Origin of the sequence: Lactobacillus sp. UMNPBX15 (genome assembly GCF_002553785.1) — a bacterium.
Taxonomy (GTDB): domain Bacteria; phylum Bacillota; class Bacilli; order Lactobacillales; family Lactobacillaceae; genus Lactobacillus; species Lactobacillus crispatus.
Genome location: NZ_PCYV01000002.1, coordinates 58670 through 79408 on the forward strand (window position 1 = coordinate 58670; position 20739 = coordinate 79408).

Here is a 20739-nt window from a genome sequence, read left to right on the forward strand (position 1 = left end):
TTTATTAAGAAATTTGCTCAACTTTGATTTGTGGAAGAACAGCATCAATTTGGCTCTTAACTGCAATGTCCTTAGTAAAGGCAGTAGCGGCACCACAAGCCATTCCAATTCTGAAGCCTTCCTTAGGGTCTTGGGTCTTGTAGTAGGTACCAACGAAGCCGGCAATCATTGAATCACCTGCACCAACTGAGTTAACAGCAGTACCAACAGCACCCTTAGCATGGTAAACATGATCCTTGGTAAGAAGGAAACCACCTTCACCAGCCATAGAAACCATCACATTTTGAGCACCCTTATCTAAAAGCTTTTGTGCGTATTCAAGCATCACATCACTTGAATCAAAAGTTACGCCAAACAAGTCTGCTAATTCATGGTGGTTAGGCTTAATTACTAGTGGCTTATATGCCAAAGTATCAAGTAAAGCTTGTCCAGTAGTATCAACAACAAATTCTGCACCTGCTTCTTTAATAGTAGGAAGCAATGATTGATAGAAATCAGTTGGAAGGCTTGGAGTAAGAGAACCGCTCATTACTACAATGTCGCCCTTCTTTAAATCGTTTAAACGATCCTTAAAAGCAGTGATTTCTTGGTCGGTAATGTTAGGACCAGCCGCGTTAATTTCAGTTTCCTTTTCAGCGTGGATCTTAACATTCACACGAGTGTTATCTGAAATAGTAACGAAATCACTTTCAATTCTCTTTTGATTCAATTGACGAACCAATTCCTTACCAGTGAAGCCACCTACGAAGCCCCATGCCGTATTATCAACATTTAATTGGTTAAGGATTTGAGAAACGTTAATTCCCTTACCCCCTGCTAAAAATGAATCATTGTTAGTTCTGTTAACTTCTCCGCGGTTAACTTTTTCTAATTGAAGAACATAGTCAAGCGCTGGATTAACAGTTACTGTATAAATCATCCTATTTTGCCTCCTCTAATTCAATACCGACTGGTAATGACCGTTTTTGACCTGGTTTTAGTTGATCAGTTACCACAATCACGTCACTTGTATTGGCAAACACAGCAAAGTTACGCTCACCAATTTTACTATTATCAGTTAATACATAAGCGTGTCTTGCCTGTTTGATTTCGGCTGCCTTAACCGCAGCTTCCTCTGGATCAGGTGTAGTTAGATTGCCATTTTTTTCAATTCCATTAGCACCAACGAAGCTAGCTGAAAAATTCATTGCCTTAATCTGACTTAAGGCGGTCTGACCTATAACAGCATGCGTATCGTCCTTAACTTCACCGCCAATTAGAATTGTGTTAATTCCGTGATTTAAACTGCATAAAGCAGTCTCTACACCATTAGTAATAATCTTGACGTTAGCAACCTCTGCTAAAAATGGTACCATCTCATAAGTTGTTGTTCCTGCATCAATGAAGACATTGTCACCTGGACGAACAAAATTCTGCACGGCATATCTAGCAATAGTGATTTTTGCGTCATGATTCAAACTGAAGCGAACGTTTTGTGATACATCACGAGAAAAATGTTTAACTGATTGGGCACCGCCATGAACACGCTTAAGGATCCCATTTTTTTCCATCTGAATTAGATCTCGACGGATAGTTGATTCAGATGTTGCGGTTAAGTCACATAATTCACTTACGCGACATAACTCGTGTTGATTAACATAGTCTTCGATTAAGCTTTGGCGCTCCTGAGTCAGCATCATTTCTCACCTCGATAAATATTGTATTCGCTTTCTCCTCCAAAATCAATCATTTTTCTTCAAAAAATGTCATTTTTATTTATTATCGTTCAATAAAATTCATTTATATGCAAAAAAGATGCCGTTTTTTGATTGAAACGACATCTTTTCTTCGTCATTTGGAATTATTCTTAGTCGTTTTACCCTATTTGACTAAGAATCAGCAAAGATGACTAAGAAAGAGAACCCAAGATCTATTAACCTTGCTAAAACAAAACACGCCGAATCATTATTGATTCAGCGCGTTTTACTATTAAATATATTTTGTCTAGCCTTTCAAGCTACGCTTAAAGTTTTGCCATGGGCCGACATCATCTGTTTGCAAAATCAAGTTTGGATAGATTTTTCTAATCCAGATAAATGACGCTACTGTAGCGGCTAAAGCAATTAAAGCAGAGATAGCTGCCTCTAAATTAGTTGCGTTACCCATAATTACTCTAGCTGGCATTACAAATGATGATAGAAACGGGATGTACGATAATACTTTAGCAAAAATCGTATCCCCACCTGATTGCATATTGACTGTGAACAAGAACCCGATCAACATCAATGTAGATAGTGGTCCCACCGCTTTGTTGGCATTCTCGCTTTTAGCAACCAAAGCGCCACAGAAAGCTGCAAAGATAATAAACAATACCAAGCCGATTATCGTAAACACCAATCCCCAAGAAGCCAGATTGCCAATTGCTTGATCAATCATCGGCTTATACTGTCCAAATAAATCTCTAAAGCCATCGATGTATGGGGCCGCGCAATAAACTGCCACAAAACCAACAACATAAATTAACACTTGGGTAATAATTTCACCAAAAATACCTAAAATTTTCCCAGTGAAATAATCGCCACCTGGCATACTCGAAAAGATTACTTCCATTATCTTGGTACCCTTCTCCGTAGCGATATCTTGTGCTGTTACTTGCGTATAAGTGATCACAAGCATGTACAAGATAATCAGCAAAGTCCAGAAGGAAATTTGCTTAACAGGATCATTGTCAAAGCTCTTCTTCTCAACATGCTTAACTTGTTGCTTAAATTGCGCCCGCGTAGCTAAAGTCTGAGTCTGTTTTGTCGTTAGCTTGGCCTTACTTAAATTCAATTGTTGCTGGGCGGTGTTTAGGCTCGTTAGCAGCTCTGATTTTAGATCACTGTCCATTTTTTCATCACTATAGTAAGTTGCAGCTAATTGATTATTCTTTTGTTCAATTAAAACATAGCCATCGATATCTTCATCTTTATACGCCTTTTTAGCCTTAGCTTCAGTGCTATAGTTGTCAAAGTCTTCTGACTTTTTAATTGCTTGCTTTAAGGCAGAATTAGAAGTAACTACCCCGACATAGTTGTCATCACTACCGCCAGCTGATACCATTCCGATAACAAATGAAAAGAAGACGAGCAGAAACGGTGCTAAAATCATCAACAAATATGACCAAGTTTTCACTTCTCTACGGTAGGTTTCTTTAGCGACAAGCCAGATCTTATTCATGACGAGCACCTGCTTTCATCTTGAAAATTTCGTCTAAAGTTGGAGGTTCCTGGTCAAAAGTCTGGATATATTGACCGGCCGAAAGTTGGTTAAAAATATCCTTACCATATTTTTCGTCTGCAAGAATAAGCAGCTTCATTCCATTGTTTTGCAAAATTACATCTTTTACACCTGGCAAGGCTGATAATTCAGCAGCACTTTTGTCTGTCCTGACAAAAATTCGAGTTAAACCAAAGCTGTTCTTAATTTCATTTACTGGGCCATTCAAGACGATATGCCCATCATTGATCATTACGACGTCATCGCACAATTCTTCCACGTTACGCATATCATGATCAGAAAAAATGATTGTAGCGCCTTTTCTTTTTTCTTCCAAAATCAGCTGCTTCAGTAGATCGACATTAACAGGATCTAGTCCACTGAATGGTTCATCTAAAATAATCAATTTAGGTTGATGAATTAAAGTCGCAATCATCTGTACTTTTTGTTGGTTACCTTTAGACAAAGACTTAATCTTATCCATGGGGATCCCTTTAACAGCCAAACGTGATAACCAATCAGGTAATTCTTCTTTTACCTTTTTAGCCGGCATCCCTTTAAGGCTAGCTAAAAACACTACCTGATCTTCAATGGTTAACTTAGGCATCAAACTTCGCTCTTCAGGCAGATAGCCAATATTGTCATAATCTTTAGCGTTGAAAGAATGTCCATCAATACTAATCTGACCGTCATAATCAACGAATTTCAAAATACTATGAAAGATCGTCGACTTACCCGACCCATTTTTACCAACCAGTCCGAGAATACGTCTATCTGACACATTGAAGCTAACATCAAACAAAACCTGTGTTGACCCGAAGCTTTTATTTAGGTGTTCTATTTTTAACATGAGCTTTTCCTCAACTTTTATATGTTATTGATTGAATATCTAAGAATAATTATCGCCAAAGAATGCAAGCACATCCAAAATATTCAGCAGTGCTTGCCGCCAATATGCTTGCCAAAAATGAGGATATACCTTAGTAGATTTCCTAATAAATCTTAGTTGATAACCATCTGATGTTTTGTTCCGCATTACCTGGGGAATAGTAACTAACCAATATAGTGCAATTACTATAACAATTATCATAATTATAGAAATAACTGTATTTTTCATGGCATTCATTCCTTTTTAACTTCTGCTATGGGAATTATGTGGTACATATACTAATAATTGTCGCTATCATTTTCTGCTTTAAGCTTAAAATATCCGATACTTGTATAGCCTACCCAGATCAACAAGATAACAATAACGGTACATAATTTTCAAGTTGTACCATTACCAGTAATACTAAAAATTGCGACAATTAGTGCAATAACAGAGAAAATCACAGCACCAGTGAATTGTTTTTTAGCTTTTTCTAACATGATCTATCCCTCAACTTTTTATCTAATGGTTATTAGACCTAGAAGTACACCGTCAAAGAACTGCCATAAAGTATCGGTTGAAAAAATTGTTTTTACAATATCAACTGACCCCCAATTGGTTACTAAAGTAATCACTACACTAGCTGCAGCAACCACTACTCCTGTACCAATAACTTGAGGAGCAAGTTTCAACACTTTCTTCTGCCATGGAATCTTTGAATCTACTGTCTTGCTAACGGCCAAGTTAGCAGAAATAATGCCGCCAATTATCAAGCCAAAAGCGAATCCAATTGCAATAGATGCAATAATCTGCCAAGCCTGAAGTGGACCATGATTTTTAACATACATTATCCCTAAGAAAACCAGCGGACCCGCAATTGCTCCAATTCCCATGCCCTTAATAATTCTCTTGTTTTCACGAGCAAATTTTTCGTTATTCATTCTTGTTACCTCAAGGAAATTTGTCTTTCATTTTTAATTAAACAAATCCGAAAACTTAGTCGGAATGTTGTTGTTCTTGGCGAAGTATTTCTTGAATGCATCCCCAAAACTTAATTGATCTTTTTCTCTATTTTTAAGCAAATCATGAACAGCTAAGAATGCTGTAACGGCATAATTAACGGCTAAAACAATCAGTAAGCCGAACACAATATAAATTAAGTACAGCATTTTTCTTTCCTCTAATTCAGCGATTATCTCCCAGGAAATAATCTTTTATCCTTTTAAATTAATCATATCCCTATCATTCATGTAAAAGGTAAAACCGTCCAATTCTGTCATTTTTCGGACTGATTTTGCATTTTATTCTTCATCTTTTTTATAAGCTAATAAATCCCCTGGTTGACAATCCAAGACTTCACAGATCTTGCTCAACGTGTCGAAGCGAACGCCATGCGCCTTTCCTGTCTTTAGGATTGACAGGTTAGCCGGCGTGATGCCAACCTTCTCTGCCAACTCCTTTGAAGACATCTTTCGCTTCAAAAGCATAAAATCTAGTGTCACTTCAATCACCTATATCACTTCCTATTAAATAATTGAATCTGCGTCTTCTTGAACCTTCATCCCATATTTGAAGACTAGGTAAACTACGTACAAAATTGCTAGGAAGAACAAGCTATTAGTAATACTGGTTGGATAAATCATGTCAACGGATGAAGTTTTAGCAATCTTAGTTAAAGTTGCGTAGTTACTGTAAATCCCAATATAGAAAATTATCGTTGCGACTGTGTAAACAGATACTGAAATCAATAGTTTTTTCAGCAGTTGTAAATTTTTTACTGCAAAATAAATCTCTTGTTTAATGTTCTTAATAATCAATCGTGCGTAACCACAAATGAGAAACTGAGCGACCATGGCAACAATGAAAAGGCAAAACATCCCTAGCATTAGCCATATCCATGTACTACTGAACTGGACACCGAGTTCATCACTCATGCCTTTACTTATTTCTGCACCAGCTCCGGGCTGTGATAATACAAAAATTGTGAAGCCACCTGCTAAAACAAACGTAACAATGCTAAATACACAAAGCACTTGATAAATCCACGTTATTACCGTAAGCAAATTTAAAACAAACTTTTTCATTTTTCTCCCTCTCTTTCGTTTAATACTCTTTTCATTAATTATTGTATTACGATAATTTGTAATTGCAATACAATAATTAAATATTTTTTTGCAATAAAAGCAGATATATAATTTCCACAATAAAAAAACTAGCATGGAATATTTTCCATACTAGCTCTCTTAGTTGATTGATAATGCGATGTGACTTCACTACTACATCGTAGTTAGAATTTTTCTTATTTTGACTTTTAGTTTTCTTTCCAACCTAAATCTTCAAGCATTGATGCCATTGCATTAGCTGAGATCTTGTTTTCTGCAAAATGCATTGATTCTTGCTTCCAGCCGTCTTCTTCAAGCATGTTGGTCATGTCTTCAACACTAACAGTCTTTACGTTAAATCTTAATTCAGTTTCAGTAGTTAATTCAGTCATCATCGTTATTACCTCTCAATCACTTATTTCTCTCTTCACGTAAGCCATCCTTCATAAAGCTTGATAAATCAACGTTTTATCCAACAAAAATATTTTTAGAATAATACAATAAAAAACAAAAATAACAGGAATAACCCTGTTATTTGGAGTTATTCCTGTCATTTAAATTATGCTTCTGTATATTCGCCTTCGCAGTAGTTAAATACTACTTTACGATCAGCTAATTCAACTATAATTCGCTGATATTCATGTGCATAGCCATGATGCGCTAATTTGACCGTCACTTGATCATGATCAACTTCAATATCGTACAAGTTATACTCGCCTTTTTGATACTCAAAGTCAACGCCGTTATCCTGATAGTGTCTATACTTGCCGCCATTACCAAATACTCTGAATGTCATATCTTTATCCGGTTCATCAGAAATATGGTCGACTTCCTTACCCCACGGTAGAATCGTATCTTTTTTAATAAATAGCGGTAATTTATCAATTGGAGCATCAACTAAAATTGTATTCCCACCTGAATACTCTACACCGTTCCAGAAGTCAATCCATTCACCTTTAGGTAAGTACACCGCACGCTTAGTTTGACCTTGCTGGACAACTGGAGCTGTCAAAATATCCTCGCCTACCATATACTCATCGTTTAAGTTATACACATGTGGATCATTTTCATAATTTAAGACCAACGGCCGCATAACTGGTAGCCCAGTCTGAGTTTCACGGTAGAATTCATCATATAAATAAGGAATAAAGCGGTAGCGTAACTTCAAATACTTACGGTATATCGATAAAGTTGATTCACCAAAGACCCATGGTTCTTGTGAGCGCGTACCAAGTGCCGCATGGTTTCTATAAAGCGGACTAAACAATGCTCCCTCAATCCAACGTGTTAATAATTCTGGCGTGGTATCAGCTCCAAAGCCGCCAATGTCAGTACCAGCAAAGCTGAAGCCACTCAGACCCAAATTACATAATTGCGGAATCATCATTTGCACATGTGGCCACAAACTTTGGTTATCACCCGTCCAGACTGTGGAAAACTTTTGAGTTCCGGCATATGCTGCACGCGTGATTACAAATGGCCGCTTACCTGAATATTTCTTCAAACCTTCATAAGTTGCCTTAGCCATGTTGTGGCCATAGACATTGTGCATCTTGTCATGCGTAGTCGCTTCGTCTTCGTTGTGGAAAACAGTATCACCCGGAATTTCACCTCTAAATGAAGCAGGTTCATTCATATCATCCCAAATGCCACTAACGCCCAAGTCAACTAAGTATTTGCAATTTTTAGCCCACCATTGGCGAACTTTCTGGCGACCGAAATCTGGAAATACCGCATCCCCCGGCCAAACTTCATTTACATAAACAGTACCATCTGCTGCCTTAACGAAATAGCCCTTTTCAATACCTTCTTGATAAATTTTATAATCAGCATCATCTTTTTTTACGCCCGGATCAATAATAGTAATAATCCTGAAGCCCAATTTACGCATTTTTTTAATAAACTCTTCTGGAGCTTCATAAGTATCCTTGCGCCAAGTAAAGACACGATAGCCCTTCATGTAATCAATATCAAGATGCAAGACATCACAAGGCAAATCATATTTACGCAGATTTTCCGCAATTTTTTCTACCTGCTTTTGGCTAACACTATAGCCCCAGCGCGATTGCTGATAACCCAGAGTCCACTTCTGTGGCATTGGTACACGGCCTGTTAAGTAGGTATAATTCGTGACAACCGCCTTGAGTGAGGCCCCACCAATAACATAATAATCTAAATTACCATTATCAGCTGAATAGTAATAATAATTGTTGCTTTCCTTACCTAAGTCAATATGATTACGGTAAGTATTGTCAAAAAAGATACCATAAGGATGACCATTTTTTAATCCTAGTAAAATTGGAATCGACTTATACAAACGGGTGAAGCTCTCTACTTGAGGATCAGGATTGTCAGTATTCCAATTATCATAAGCATAGTGGCGTTTATTCAAATAGCCGGTTTTATCACCCAAGCCATAAAATTCTTCGTCATCTGCTAGTGATTTGACCACTTCATAATAATCGCCGTCATGCTTTCCCAGCAATTTATCCACATCATGGCCTTCAGATTCAGCCAGCTTCAAATGTTCCTCATCCATCTGTCGGTCAATTGGGGTTCTTTTCCCCCGATAATCTACGACCAATGGATTGCCTTGTTCATCAAAGACGTCAATTTTTTCATCATCATAAGCTTTTACTATCAACTTAGCCGTAGCTATTTCAATATGATCGCCTTTATTTTTAACTGTAAAATCAGTTTTAATTTCTTTATCGCCTTCGATAGCATAAGAATTGCTAGCATTACCTCGATCTTGAAAGAATCGCACAATTTCCGGTGTTAACACGGTCAAAATCATTGGTCCATTCTCATAGTTTAAGGTAATTTTTTGTCCATCTTTAGTAAAATCAGTAAGTTGATTAATCATAATTTACCTCTAAAATTCAAATCTATGTATTCGCTTTCAATTTTAGCACAATAAGCTAATCAATTGGGTCATACCAGAAAAAACACCTTCAGAAATTTTTGTATTTGAATACAAAAAAACTGCCTTACGGCAGTTTTATTTAATTTATTCCATTGGAAAAATCTTATCTGGATTCAAAACATAATTTGGATCAAAAACATGCTTGATCTTTCTCAAAAGTTCAGTGTAATCATGACCATAGAAATCCTCAAACCAATCTTTGCGGGCATAACCAATACCATGCTCGCCAGACATATTTCCATCCAAAGCTTTAGCTGTCTTATAAAGTTCGGTAATCACATAATGACTCTTTTGCTCAAACTCTTCGTCACTCATTGCATCTGAGCAAAGATAAATATGTAAATTACCATCGCCGGCATGACCAAAGTTAGGAATTCGCATACCAACCTCTTGTTCCAATTCATCAACTCTATGCAAAACATCAGGAATATGATTAATTGGCACACAAATATCAACTTCATCCATCTTTGGCGTAGACTTTTGAATAGCCAAAAGCAATGCTTCCCGACAAGTCCAAATCTTCTTTGCTTCCTCTGAATTAGCATCTAAAATTACCGCATCAGCTGCTTTAAACTTCTTCGTTGCTGCAAGGGCAAGCTTTAATTCCGCATCCAATTCCTCTTTAGTTAAAGAATCAAGCCCTAGAATAATGAAGCCATCGCCATTTGCAATTGGGAATTTTTCATCGTAATACTTTTCCCAGAGACTAATGACTTTTCTACCCATAAATTCAACGGTTGTTGGCACTACACCAGAAGCCAAAATTGCTGGTACTGATTTAATTGCTTCATCCAAATTAGGAAACGGAATAATTGCATTGATCGATTGTTTAGGACGTGGATATAAACGCATGGTAACTTCAGTTACTACACCTAAAGTCCCTTCTGAGCCAATGATCAGGTCTTTTAACGAATAACCTGATGAGGACTTAACTGCCTTAGCGCCAAATTTGTAAAGTTTACCATCAGTTAAAACAACCTTCAATTCGCGGATATGTTCTCGAGTAACGCCATATTTAATTGCTTTCAACCCACCGGCGTTAGTATCCACATTACCACCAATTGTAGCCCAATGCATTGCTGGAGCTGGCATATAAGTAAATGGTTTATTGGCTAAATATTCTTCAATATCTTTCAACCGAATACCTGCTTGCACAGTCATCGTTAGACTTTCTGGCTCGTATTCCAAAACCTTATTCATTTTCACCATATCCAGTGAAATGCCACCTTCAACGGTTAAATTGCCACCCATTAGACCAGTCGAATTACCACGCGGAACGATAGGAATATGATGATCACTTGCATATTTAACAACGTTTTCGACTTCTTCATTAGTTTCAGGTTGAATTACCAAGTCAGGCATTGCTCTAACCGTCTTAAATTGGTCATGATCCCAATGAACAGTTGGCTTAGTAATGAATCGCTCTGGATCTGAGATAAATTTACTCAAATTATCTATATCTGTTGCAGTTAATTTTTTAAAGTCCATCTTTGACACTTCTTTCCAAATTGAAACATCCTATATTAACTAATGTATCCGCTTTTGTAAGCGGTGTCAAAAACAAGAACTGAAGATTTTTTTATCTAAAAAAGCAAATTTCCATACTACCTCACTTTAAAATGCGATAGTATCGACTTTCATTTAAATAACTATTACACAAAATATGAAAACAAAAAAACTGCCTTACGGCAGTTTCTAGTTAAATAAATCCGACATCTTAGTTGGAATATTATTGTTTTTCACAAAATACTTTTTAAAAGTAGGTAAATCTGCATTTTCTTTTTTCACATACATATCATGTAAAGCCCAAAATGCAGTGATTAACAAATTAACACCCAAGACAATTAACATACCGATTAAAATATATACTAAGTAAAGCATTGATCTATCCCCCGCTATATCGTCACTTGACCCAGAGTCGCATCTTCAATGAAGTATCTGACGAAAGCTTGATTGAAGCTCATGCCCTGGCCGTTGTAAACATGCCACTCTTCGCGTTTGGCACCTACAGTTCTAATGATTGAAATTACTGTGCAAATTATCAAATATGCGATTAGCACGTTAAAAATTATTTTCATTACCAGCATGTCTACACGTCCTTTCTGTACTACTTAACTAATACACTAATATTTATTAGTCAATTTGTCAACATCTTTTAGTATTTACTTTTTTCTCCCCAAGTATAAAAAGCCATAGATAGCTGGTCCGATCACTACCGCCCCAGCTATAGAAACTATAATCACTGCAATAAAGCGAGGCATAGCAAAAAATTCCGAGCTAAATTTCATACAGGCCCAGGCCACAAAGAAAAAAATCGCCCAGCCAATTAAAATTGAAATTAGCATATTTAAACCTGAAAATTTAGGTTTAGAGTTTTTATTGTTCATCAAGTTTTCTCTTTCATAAAAATATTGTGCCACAAATTGAAGGTCAATAAACAAAAGTGACAGATTCGGTCGTTTTTTAGACTTATTTGGTTAAAAATAAGGGAGATTAAGCAAAATATGGCGCTTAATCTCCCTTTTGAATCAATAATTATTTGCCCATAAGACCTGAAAAAGCCATTCCTAAGGCAGCACCACCACATGCACCTGCTTTAGCTGATACGGGACGAGCATCACTAGTAATTGCATAATAAAACTTCATCACATCATGTGACAATTTACTCTGCCAGCTTAATGGATCAAGACCAACTCGAATTAAGTTGCAGACATAATTAGCTGATTCACCATTTTCTAACTCATGCTTTGCATCAAGTAGGATTTTTCTTTCTTCTGGCTTAGTATCTTCATTTACTAGTAGGTCAGTAATATTACTTAATAGCCATTGTTTTAAATCATCTTTATTTTCTTGATACATTTTTATCCCTCTTTTTCGACTTTTTCATTAATATCAGGATGCATCCCTACAACCATTTTAGAATCTTTCATGTTCTTCATCGATTCATTTATTTTAATAAAAAACTCTGCAAGTAGCAGAGCTTTTTACCTCATTGCAGAGTTACTTATACATATACTTAGCACATGCTTTTTTAGAATCCATACCATTACGAATCTTCAAAGCTAATTCAATCGATACATCCGCAATAATTGATTGTGGGTCAATCACATTGTAAGGATGATCTGGTGCTTTTTCCTGGGCCAAAGACAGTTCTGTGCAGCCCAACAAAATCACATTACAGCCGTAATCATCATGCATTTTTTGCAGAATCTGATGATATAGCTTACCATCAACGACGCCTTTTTCCTTAATATCGCGATAAATTAACTTAGTCACCATTGGCTGAATCTCTGGTCCACCGAATTCAACTTCTCGTTTAACACGGTGAATTTCATCTTCATATAGATGGTCATAAATTGACCCTTCAGTCGCAATCAAGCCAATTTTCTTTTCTTGTGGGTATTTTTCAATAAATTGATGCACTGCTATTCTCATCATGTGTAAAAATGGAATATCAGTCAATGCAGCCAAATCATCATAAAAATAGTGAGCGGTATTGCATGGCATCACATAGAAGTCTGGTCCCAATTTGGCTTGGCCCAGCACATCGTCACGTAAATCATAGAAAAAGTTTGGTTTAGTATGATCTTTAATATAAGCCGTTCTATCAGGAATTTGTGCATCATTAACCAAAATATAATTTAAATAATCTTGGTCCTTAGCTATTTTTACACGGTGATTAATTAAACGAACGTAGCTTTCTGTGGCAATAGTTCCCATGCCGCCAATAATACTAAAGAAGTGTTTCACTATTTTCACTTACTTTCTAAAGTGTTCTTCTTGACCTTCCAACTCATTAATTACCTGCTGTGCAACCACAATATCAGATGGATATGGAGTATTTACTCCGCGAATCTTTTGGAAAGCGTCAGCCCCCTTACCACAGATTAGCACAACATCATCTGGCGTAGCCATGGCAATCGCATCATGAATGGCCTTCTTACGATCTAACTCAATAGTAACGTCGCACTTAGAGTGATCTATTCCTGAATCAATTTCTTCGGCAATACTCTTTGGATCTTCAAAGCCCGGATCGTCTGTAGTTAAAAATGCTTTATCTGCGTATGCAGTCAAACTTTCACTAAAACCGGGACGACGTGACACGCCTTTATCACCAGGAGCTCCAACAACAACAATAATCTTAGGATCGTTGAATTCGTTACGCATAAATCTCATTAAAGCCATCATTGAGGCCTTATTATGAGCGTAGTCAACTACAACCATGCCGTGCTTCTTTGTTCTCTCGGTTTGCATCCGGCCTGGAATAGTAACATCGCGAATACCCTTCGCACATTGATCATGGTTAAGTCCAGCCAAGCCTGCTCCAATAATTGCGGCAGTACCATTTGACTCGTTGAAATCACCCAGCATCTTTAAAGTATAATCACCATTAATTGGCAATTTACGTGCCTTATCACTAGCACAAACTAAATTGAACCGAGTTTCTTTCATATCTAATTGTTCAGAAGAGAATCTGAAATCAATTGGCTGCTTCAAGTCTGGATTTTCAAAATTATCGCGGGCAAACAAATAAATACTATCGGGGTTGGTAGTAGTTGTTGCGGCAGCGTAGACTTCATCAAAGTGTGCAGTTTCAGCGTTGATAATACATTTACGTGAGTTAACAAGCAATTGTAATTTGCAATGCAAATAATCTGCAAAATTAGGGTGTTCGTTAGGACCAATATGGTCTGGACTAATATTCAGGAAAAAGCCTAAATCATAAGTTAAACCGAAGACACGATTTTTCTTATATGCTTGACTAGAAACTTCCATTACCAAGTGAGTCATGCCATTATCAACAGCCGTTCTCATGTCTCGGAATAAGTCCAAACTCTCTGGTGTGGTCAAGCTTGACTTAAAGCTATCTTCAGGCTTAGGTCCGACCACATCATTAACTGAAGAAATCAGAGCTGTCTTACCACCATTTGCTTGATCAAGCATCCCTTTCAAAAAGTATGCTGATGTAGTCTTTCCCTTTGTACCAGTGAAAGCTACAACAAACAAGTCATCTTGTGGAAAACGGAAGAAAGCAGCTGACAAAAGAGCCATTGCCTTAGAAACATCGCGCACAATTAAAGCGTGCATTCCTTTTCCTTCTGGATATGGTTGTTCAGCTACATAACAAATGGCCCCATTGTCTTTAGCCATTGACAAATAAGTTGGTCTAAAGCCTGCTCCCTTGCAGAAGAACAATGTATTAGTTTGAATATCGCGTGAGTCATAAGACACATAGTCCATTTTAGTAGCTACTGTATCTTGCACTGCGCTTGACTTGAGCAAGTGATGCTCTTTTAAGATTAATATACAGGTATTTAAGGAAATACTCATTAGCTTTTCTCCTCGTTGTATTTAAAACATTTCAGTCAAAATTATAACACAGCTAGTGTGTTGGTGACGCTTTCTTCGGATCAAGTGGCAAACGAATAATAAAACTAGTCCACTTTTCGTTTGATTCACAGCGAATTGTACCATGGTGTAAATCAACCACACCTTTGGTGATAGATAATCCCAGACCAGTTCCGCCTGTCTTAGTATTTCGCGAAGTTTCTACCCGGTAAAAACGCTCAAAGATTTTATTTAATGATTTCTTCGGAATTGGTGCCCCATTATTTTCAACGCGCAACTCTACTTCACGTTTGTTGACTAAATTGGCTACCAATTTAATTTTAGTTGCCCCTGTACCATACTTGAAAGCATTAGAAATCAAATTATTGTAAACGCGGACCAGCTTTTCCGCATCAGCCTTAATCGTTAGATTCTTTGGCCGCGCTTCAATCTCTATTTCAATGCCATTTTTTTCTGCTTCTAATTCAAAGCCGGCCGCTACCTGCTCCAACATTGAATAAATATGCAAATCATTCAGATTTAACTTAGTATTGGTCGACTTTAAAGTAGTATATTCAAACAGATCGTTAGCCAGTGCTTTCATTTGTTCTGCCTTAGTATAGGCAATATTGACATACTTTTTCTGATCTTCTGGCGAAGTCACTCCTGCTTTTAACAAACCAAGATAACCAATAATTGATGTTAGCGGCGTTCTGATATCGTGGGAAACATTAGTGATCAATTCATCCTTAGATTGCTCAATTGCCCGTTCTTCATTAATCGAATTTACAGTACTATCAACCAACGAATTAATCGAATCCACTACTCGTTGCAATTCTGGTCGTACCCGAAAATTAATCCGATGATCAAAATGACCATTAGCAATATAGTGAAGTTCCAAAATAATGTGACGTAGCTGCATTTGGTGATAGCGTCGAATCAAGCGCCAGTACAAAACAACCAAGTCGCCCACTCCCATTAAGACGATGAATACGTTTTGCCAGGACCAAAGATGATAGCCACCTGCAAAAGTGATCGTCTTTTTTAGAAAGTAGATTCCGTTGACCAGGCTTTCATCCTGCAAAATAGCTAAGTGAATCAGAATGATAATTGATAAATTTAATAAAAGCAGAAGGACGACCGTTACGACCCCTTCTGCAAACAATTCGCTCTTTTCGGCGCCAGTTAGCTTGACGCGTTCTTTTTTCATCTTATGCCTCGACCTTGTAACCTACGCCCCAAACAGTTTGGATGACATCCTCACCATCAGTGGCTTTTTGAATTTTATCACGAAGGTGTGACACGTGTACCATGACAGTTTTAGCTGAAACAATTGATTCTTGTTGCCAAACACGTTCAAAGATTTCATCAGCTGAAAAAACACGGTTAGGGTGACTAGCAAGTAAGTATAAGATGCCGAATTCTAAGGCAGTTAATTGGATAGTCTTACCATCAATAGTCTTAACTTCATGTGAATCACGGTTAATTACCAATGGTCCTACTTCCAAAATATCTGGTTTTTCATTCTTAACTTGCTTTTGACTTCTTCTCAAAAGTGAACGTACACGAGCCATTACTTCAAGTGGATTGAATGGCTTAGAAACATAGTCATCGGCACCAGTGATTAATCCTTGAATCTTGTCCATATCACCGGTTTTAGCAGAAACAATAATAATTGGAATATCGGAGTCTTTTCTAACTTCCTTAATTACATCGATTCCTGACATATTTGGCATCATCACATCCAAAATCATCAAAACGATATCTGGCGTAGTGGTCAATTTAGTAATTGCTTCCTTGCCGCTGTAAGCTGCGACAGGTTCATAGCCTTCATTTTTAAGGTAGATACTTAATAGTTCTACGATTTCTTTGTCATCATCAACAACTAAAATTTTCACGAGGAATGTTCCCCCTTCTTGTTTATTATTCTTCGAATTAACTATTTATAGTTTAGCAAATCTTATCCCTATTTTACCCATTTTTCATAAAAAGGCCTAAGATCATCCCCTATCTTTATTTTTTCTAAAAAATTAGAAGAAAAGTTTCGGCAAAAGCCAGTAAGAAAAGACTGAATTTCAAAAAATTATGGAAGATGATGGTGAAACTTACTACAGAGTAACAGTACCAAGACTTCCTGGCCTAATTGCCTATGGTGATGATCTAGAAGAAGGAATGGCTGAACTAGAAGAAGCAAAAAAAGCATGGTTTTCATCTTGTCTTCGACGCAATGTAAAAATTCCTGAACCATTAACCAAAAAATATTCAGGAAAATTATTATTAAGAATGCCTAAATCATTACACGCTCACCTAGCTGAAGAAGCCGAAGACGAAAATGTTTCTTTAAACGCATTCATTGTAAGTAAATTAGCACAAGAATAAATCAAAAAAAGCCTTCGAAATATAACCACAAATTTCGAAGATTTTTCTATGGGAAATTCTAGTACTAAAAAATACACGTTTCTCCATCATCAACTACCCCTGAATAAATTCAGGGGTTTGTAGTTCTCATCTGCTTACAGATAGTGGTATTAGCGTCTTGTGACTCCCACCTAAAGAGACTACATCATCGGGCAGTTGACTATGCCCGTTTATCTGCCAAGATTTACTCGGCAGATGCTTGTTTATTAAACTGCGGTGCCTCTTCACCACTGCGGTATAGCGTGCCTAAAAATTGGATATTCATTGAGGCAAGACGATCATCATTTGACTTATAGCCACATTTGTCACAAACGTACAAATGCAAATCATGATTTCGATTTTCCTTGCGAATCCGTCCACACTTAGGGCAGCGCTGACTGGTATATTTAGCTGGGACTTTAACTACAGCAGAAGAGTTTAAGTTGGCTTTGTAAGTCAAAAACTGCTCAAATTGGTAAAAAGCCCACGATACCATTTCATAGCGCCGATCTTTTGAGGACTTCTCAGTAGCAAAGCGCACATCGGTTAAATCTTCTAATGCAAAGATTGTGTTAGATCCATAATGGTCAATGAGTGTCTTAGTTAAGCAATGGTTGACATCGCTCATCCAGCGGTTCTCTCGTTGACCAATCTTCTTCAATCTTCTTTTGGCAGATTTAGTACCCTTGGCTTGAAGCTGAGCACGCAGTTTCTTATATTTCCGTCTTTTACGCAATACTTTCTGCCCATTATAAAACAGGGTTTTGCCTTGTTCATCATAACAAGAAGCTAAAAAGCGCAATCCACGATCAATTCCAACAACATGCTCAGCTTGTGAGGCTTGAAAGTCAGGTAATGAGATTGTGGCACTTAAATGTACATACCATTTGTTTCTAAATTGCAGTAGTTTAAGCGAGCCAAATTTCCACTTGCTTTCATCAAGGTATTGATCAAAACCCTTGCAAGCAAAATCAACTGCCTTTCTGCCTTGCAGGGTATTTAAGGATAGCTGATTAGTAGTAGCTTTGTAAGACCAATCCCGACCACGCTGTAAATCAAGCTGTGGGCGTTTAAAGGAAATAGGCTGCCAAAGCCAAGAAAGATCACGTGGAAATTGTGACCAGATAGCATGTCCTTTGGAATCTTTTTTGCCAGTATCATAGCGATAAGGCTTTTGACTTAATTGCGTCTTAACCGTCTTATAGCGTGCAATTACAGTTTTGATTGCGGATTGAGCCATTTGACTTTTAAGGGCAAACTTATCACGCAAATCATGATATAAAGCTTTGTTCAATTTAGCTTGATGCAATTCAAAATCATGGTCAAAAACATATTGAGAAATAAAGTTGCAAGCATCACGATACATAAGCACAGTATCTCTAAACGCACTTGCAGTTTCACCATCAATATTAAGTAGTTGTGCTTTAATAGTTATAGACTGATCCAAAATAATCACCCCCCTTTATGATATTCACTATGTATTATATCGTATTTAAGTAGTGAAATATATAAATTATAGAAAGGAAAAAAGGGACTGAAAGTGCAATTCCTCCCCGCATTAAATACGGGGTATCCTTGCTTAATCAGTCCCAAGTTTATCAATGAAAAACGTGTATTCATTCTATTTACTTTACCTTATCATCATGCAATTTAGTTTCGACATAAACGCAGACGATAAATAGCAAAGCAAAACAGCAGATCTTAGGTGCTGTTGCATAATCAAGCATGCTAGCAAAACCGAACAAGATACCATCTGGAATAACCCACCAGGAGCCGATCCAAGAATTAAAGGTATCACTAACTGTCGCAAAGAATGCAATCAAAATCGTTAAAACAAGTAAAACTGAAGTTAAGATCATCCCTGGCCGACCAAAATCTTTAAAACCATGATCCCAGTAGACCATCACGCCAAGCAGTACCAATAAGATTGATACCAACCATAGACTCCCTTTTTCATAATAAAGGCCTTCTTTCTGCCCTTATCCTAACACGATAAATAGCAGCTGCCTTGTTTAACGCTTATTGAATTTCCTTCTTGCCAGTGTAGAGTTCATAGTAGTAACCCTTTTGCTTGATTAATTCATCATGGTTACCATGTTCAATAATATGACCATGATCAAGTACCAAGATTAAATCTGAGTTAACAATCGTTGACAGACGGTGAGCAATAACAAAACTAGTTCTACCAGTAAGCAAGTTGTCCATCCCGGCTTGAACCATTTTTTCAGTTCGAGTATCAATACTTGAGGTAGCTTCATCAAGAATCATTACTGGCTCATCAGCAATCATTGCCCGCGCAATTGACAACAGCTGTATTTGCCCTTGTGAAAGGTCGCCGCCATCACCATCAATCACAGTTTCATAACCGTGATCAAGGTCATGGATAAATTCATCTGCGTGTGATAACTTGGCTGCTTGATAAACATCGTCATCACTGGCATCTGGATTACCAAAGCGGATATTGTCCATAATTGTGCCAGTAAAGAGATGGGTTTCCTGTAAAACAATTGAAAGTGATTTTCTCAAATCATCTTTTTTAATGTTTTTAATTGGAATACCGTCATAAGTAATCGTTCCTGAATCAATATCGTAGAAACGGTTAAGCATGTTAGAGATGGTTGTCTTACCTGCACCGGTTTCACCAACTAAAGCTACCTTCATTCCCGGTTTGGCATTAATGGAAATGTCATGCAAGATCTGATGATCTGGTACGTAGCTAAAGTTAACATGATCAAAAATAATATGACCACGTACTTGAACCTTCTTGGTTGAGCCATCTTTTTGTGGTACATTCCAGTACCACTTACTGCCGACTTCATCGTTTTTCTTAGAAAGAGTAACTGTACCTTGGTCAGCTTCTGACTTTTGATCTTCCAAGTTGAAAATTCTTTCTGCACCAGCTAAAGCCATTACAATAGAGTTTAATTGTTGCGAAATTTGGGCAATTGGCATACTGAATTGCTTAGATAACTGTAAGAATGAACCAATGGCACCAAGTGAAAGCGGAGCCCAACTATTAATTGCAGCAGCACCACCAACAAAGGCGATCAAAACGTAAAGCAAGTTACCCATGTTACCCATAATTGGGAATAAAATTGTAGCGTAAGTGTTAGCCTTACCTGAGGCTTGACGCAACTCATCATTATATTTGTCAAAGCCTTCCTTAGATTGTGGCTCATGGCTGAAGACCTTGATGACCTTCAAACCATTAAGCATTTCTTCATTATAACCATTGATTTGGCCCAGCTTCTTTTGTTGGACTTGGAAGAAGTGACTTGATCTAACCGTTAAGTAGCGCACAATTCCAAATGATAAAGCAAAGATAATGAAGGAGAAGACCGTCAATTGCCAACTAAGTGAGAACATAGCGACAACCACGAATAACAAACTCAAAGCTGAGTTAGTAAACTGTGGAATTGACTGTGAAATCATCTGCATCAAGGTATCAATATCGTTAGTATAACGCGACATGATATCGCCAAATTCATTTTGGTCAAAGTATGAAATTGGCAAGCTTTCCATGTGGGTAAACATTTCGTTACGAACACGGTATTGGACCTTTTGTGCCAAAACACCCATTAACATGTTAAAGAGGTAGTTGGATAAAAAGCCAATAGCATAGATCCCAAACATTACCGCAATTGCAGTAGCTAGAGGGCCATAGTTAGGAACTTTTTCTTTAGTTAAAGGCACAATATAATTATTGATCAAACGTTCAATGAATAACGAGCCAATAACGTTGCTGGCAGCTGCTAGTACAATAGTGATCATGGAAACGATGAGCATCCATGGACTCGTACTATTAACCAGTTTCAATAGGCGCAATAATATTTTGGTTCTGCTACCCTTTGTTTGATTTTTACTTTTTTCCATTGCTTGAT

23 protein-coding genes are annotated in these 20739 nt (G+C 37.4%); 1 reads left to right on the forward strand and 22 read right to left on the reverse strand.

Translation table 11 applies throughout. From position 1 onward, the window contains the following. Positions 1 to 4 precede the first annotated feature (4 nt). The 19 genes from pfkB to CP366_RS01240 all read right to left on the reverse strand — a co-directional run bounded on the left by pfkB (position 5) and on the right by CP366_RS01240 (position 16359). Entirely contained in the window at positions 5 to 919 is a 915-nt protein-coding gene (pfkB, locus tag CP366_RS01140; protein WP_005721020.1) for a 1-phosphofructokinase, read from the reverse strand. Between the two features lies 1 nt (position 920). Next, complete coding sequence (locus CP366_RS01145; RefSeq protein WP_005721017.1) at positions 921 to 1676, reverse strand: DeoR/GlpR family DNA-binding transcription regulator; 756 nt, start codon at positions 1674 to 1676, stop codon at positions 921 to 923. 307 nt (positions 1677 to 1983) lie between these two features. Then, on the reverse strand, positions 1984 to 3198 hold the full coding sequence (locus CP366_RS01150) for an ABC transporter permease (protein WP_180707136.1): 1215 nt from the start codon (positions 3196 to 3198) through the stop codon (positions 1984 to 1986). Further along, the gene (locus tag CP366_RS01155; protein WP_089145819.1) at positions 3191 to 4087 is read right to left on the reverse strand and encodes an ABC transporter ATP-binding protein; all 897 of its coding nucleotides are present in this window, start codon (positions 4085 to 4087) and stop codon (positions 3191 to 3193) included. The genes CP366_RS01150 and CP366_RS01155 overlap by 8 nt, the downstream gene beginning before the upstream one ends. A 39-nt stretch (positions 4088 to 4126) precedes the next feature. Next, complete coding sequence (locus CP366_RS01160; protein WP_233197955.1) at positions 4127 to 4354, reverse strand: hypothetical protein; 228 nt, start codon at positions 4352 to 4354, stop codon at positions 4127 to 4129. A 269-nt stretch (positions 4355 to 4623) separates the two neighbouring features. Further along, on the reverse strand, positions 4624 to 5046 hold the full coding sequence (locus tag CP366_RS01170) for a hypothetical protein (RefSeq protein WP_089145817.1): 423 nt from the start codon (positions 5044 to 5046) through the stop codon (positions 4624 to 4626). Positions 5047 to 5079: 33 nt separating this feature from the next. Then, on the reverse strand, positions 5080 to 5274 hold the full coding sequence (locus CP366_RS01175; protein ID WP_089145816.1) for a hypothetical protein: 195 nt from the start codon (positions 5272 to 5274) through the stop codon (positions 5080 to 5082). A 132-nt stretch (positions 5275 to 5406) separates the two neighbouring features. After that, the gene (locus tag CP366_RS01180) at positions 5407 to 5616 is read right to left on the reverse strand and encodes a helix-turn-helix transcriptional regulator (RefSeq protein ID WP_065990707.1); all 210 of its coding nucleotides are present in this window, start codon (positions 5614 to 5616) and stop codon (positions 5407 to 5409) included. A 15-nt stretch (positions 5617 to 5631) separates the two neighbouring features. Beyond that, positions 5632 to 6189 (reverse strand): hypothetical protein, encoded by a 558-nt coding sequence (locus CP366_RS01185; protein ID WP_061205101.1) that lies wholly within the window; start codon positions 6187 to 6189, stop codon positions 5632 to 5634. 227 nt (positions 6190 to 6416) lie between these two features. Next, positions 6417 to 6602 carry a hypothetical protein gene (locus CP366_RS01190; RefSeq protein ID WP_061205100.1) on the reverse strand — a complete coding sequence of 62 codons (186 nt, stop codon included), beginning with the start codon at positions 6600 to 6602 and terminating at the stop codon, positions 6417 to 6419. A gap of 164 nt (positions 6603 to 6766) precedes the next feature. Beyond that, positions 6767 to 9073: a glycoside hydrolase family 31 protein gene (locus tag CP366_RS01195; protein WP_089147713.1), complete on the reverse strand. Its 2307-nt coding sequence runs from the start codon at positions 9071 to 9073 to the stop codon at positions 6767 to 6769. Positions 9074 to 9217: 144 nt separating this feature from the next. Then, positions 9218 to 10621: an FAD-binding oxidoreductase gene (locus CP366_RS01200; RefSeq protein ID WP_023488154.1), complete on the reverse strand. Its 1404-nt coding sequence runs from the start codon at positions 10619 to 10621 to the stop codon at positions 9218 to 9220. A gap of 207 nt (positions 10622 to 10828) precedes the next feature. Further along, complete coding sequence (locus tag CP366_RS01205; protein ID WP_005720986.1) at positions 10829 to 11014, reverse strand: hypothetical protein; 186 nt, start codon at positions 11012 to 11014, stop codon at positions 10829 to 10831. 281 nt (positions 11015 to 11295) lie between these two features. Next, positions 11296 to 11520 (reverse strand): hypothetical protein, encoded by a 225-nt coding sequence (locus CP366_RS01215; RefSeq protein WP_089147714.1) that lies wholly within the window; start codon positions 11518 to 11520, stop codon positions 11296 to 11298. 148 nt (positions 11521 to 11668) lie between these two features. Next, positions 11669 to 11992: a bacteriocin immunity protein gene (locus CP366_RS01220; RefSeq protein WP_089147715.1), complete on the reverse strand. Its 324-nt coding sequence runs from the start codon at positions 11990 to 11992 to the stop codon at positions 11669 to 11671. A 141-nt stretch (positions 11993 to 12133) separates the two neighbouring features. After that, a complete protein-coding gene (locus CP366_RS01225; protein ID WP_089143635.1) occupies positions 12134 to 12883 on the reverse strand; it encodes an aspartate/glutamate racemase family protein in 750 nt (249 codons plus the stop codon). A 9-nt stretch (positions 12884 to 12892) separates the two neighbouring features. Then, a complete protein-coding gene (locus CP366_RS01230; RefSeq protein ID WP_005720979.1) occupies positions 12893 to 14464 on the reverse strand; it encodes a UDP-N-acetylmuramoyl-L-alanyl-D-glutamate--2,6-diaminopimelate ligase in 1572 nt (523 codons plus the stop codon). 52 nt (positions 14465 to 14516) lie between these two features. Beyond that, positions 14517 to 15671, reverse strand: coding sequence for a cell wall metabolism sensor histidine kinase WalK (locus CP366_RS01235; protein ID WP_005723778.1), 1155 nt, complete (start codon positions 15669 to 15671; stop codon positions 14517 to 14519). Between the two features lies 1 nt (position 15672). Further along, complete coding sequence (locus CP366_RS01240) at positions 15673 to 16359, reverse strand: response regulator transcription factor (protein WP_005720977.1); 687 nt, start codon at positions 16357 to 16359, stop codon at positions 15673 to 15675. Positions 16360 to 16546: 187 nt separating this feature from the next. Between CP366_RS01240 and CP366_RS01245 the strand changes: the two genes are divergently transcribed. Next, the gene (locus CP366_RS01245; RefSeq protein ID WP_081307150.1) at positions 16547 to 16840 is read left to right on the forward strand and encodes a toxin-antitoxin system HicB family antitoxin; all 294 of its coding nucleotides are present in this window, start codon (positions 16547 to 16549) and stop codon (positions 16838 to 16840) included. A 223-nt stretch (positions 16841 to 17063) separates the two neighbouring features. On the opposite strand, the gene CP366_RS01250 is transcribed toward CP366_RS01245, so the two are convergent. The 3 genes from CP366_RS01250 to CP366_RS01260 all read right to left on the reverse strand — a co-directional run bounded on the left by CP366_RS01250 (position 17064) and on the right by CP366_RS01260 (position 20731). Beyond that, on the reverse strand, positions 17064 to 18305 hold the full coding sequence (locus CP366_RS01250) for an RNA-guided endonuclease TnpB family protein (protein WP_089143634.1): 1242 nt from the start codon (positions 18303 to 18305) through the stop codon (positions 17064 to 17066). Positions 18306 to 18483: 178 nt separating this feature from the next. After that, on the reverse strand, positions 18484 to 18795 hold the full coding sequence (locus CP366_RS01255; RefSeq protein WP_224761823.1) for a hypothetical protein: 312 nt from the start codon (positions 18793 to 18795) through the stop codon (positions 18484 to 18486). Positions 18796 to 18877: 82 nt separating this feature from the next. Further along, entirely contained in the window at positions 18878 to 20731 is a 1854-nt protein-coding gene (locus CP366_RS01260; RefSeq protein ID WP_061205199.1) for an ABC transporter ATP-binding protein, read from the reverse strand. Positions 20732 to 20739: the final 8 nt, after the last annotated feature.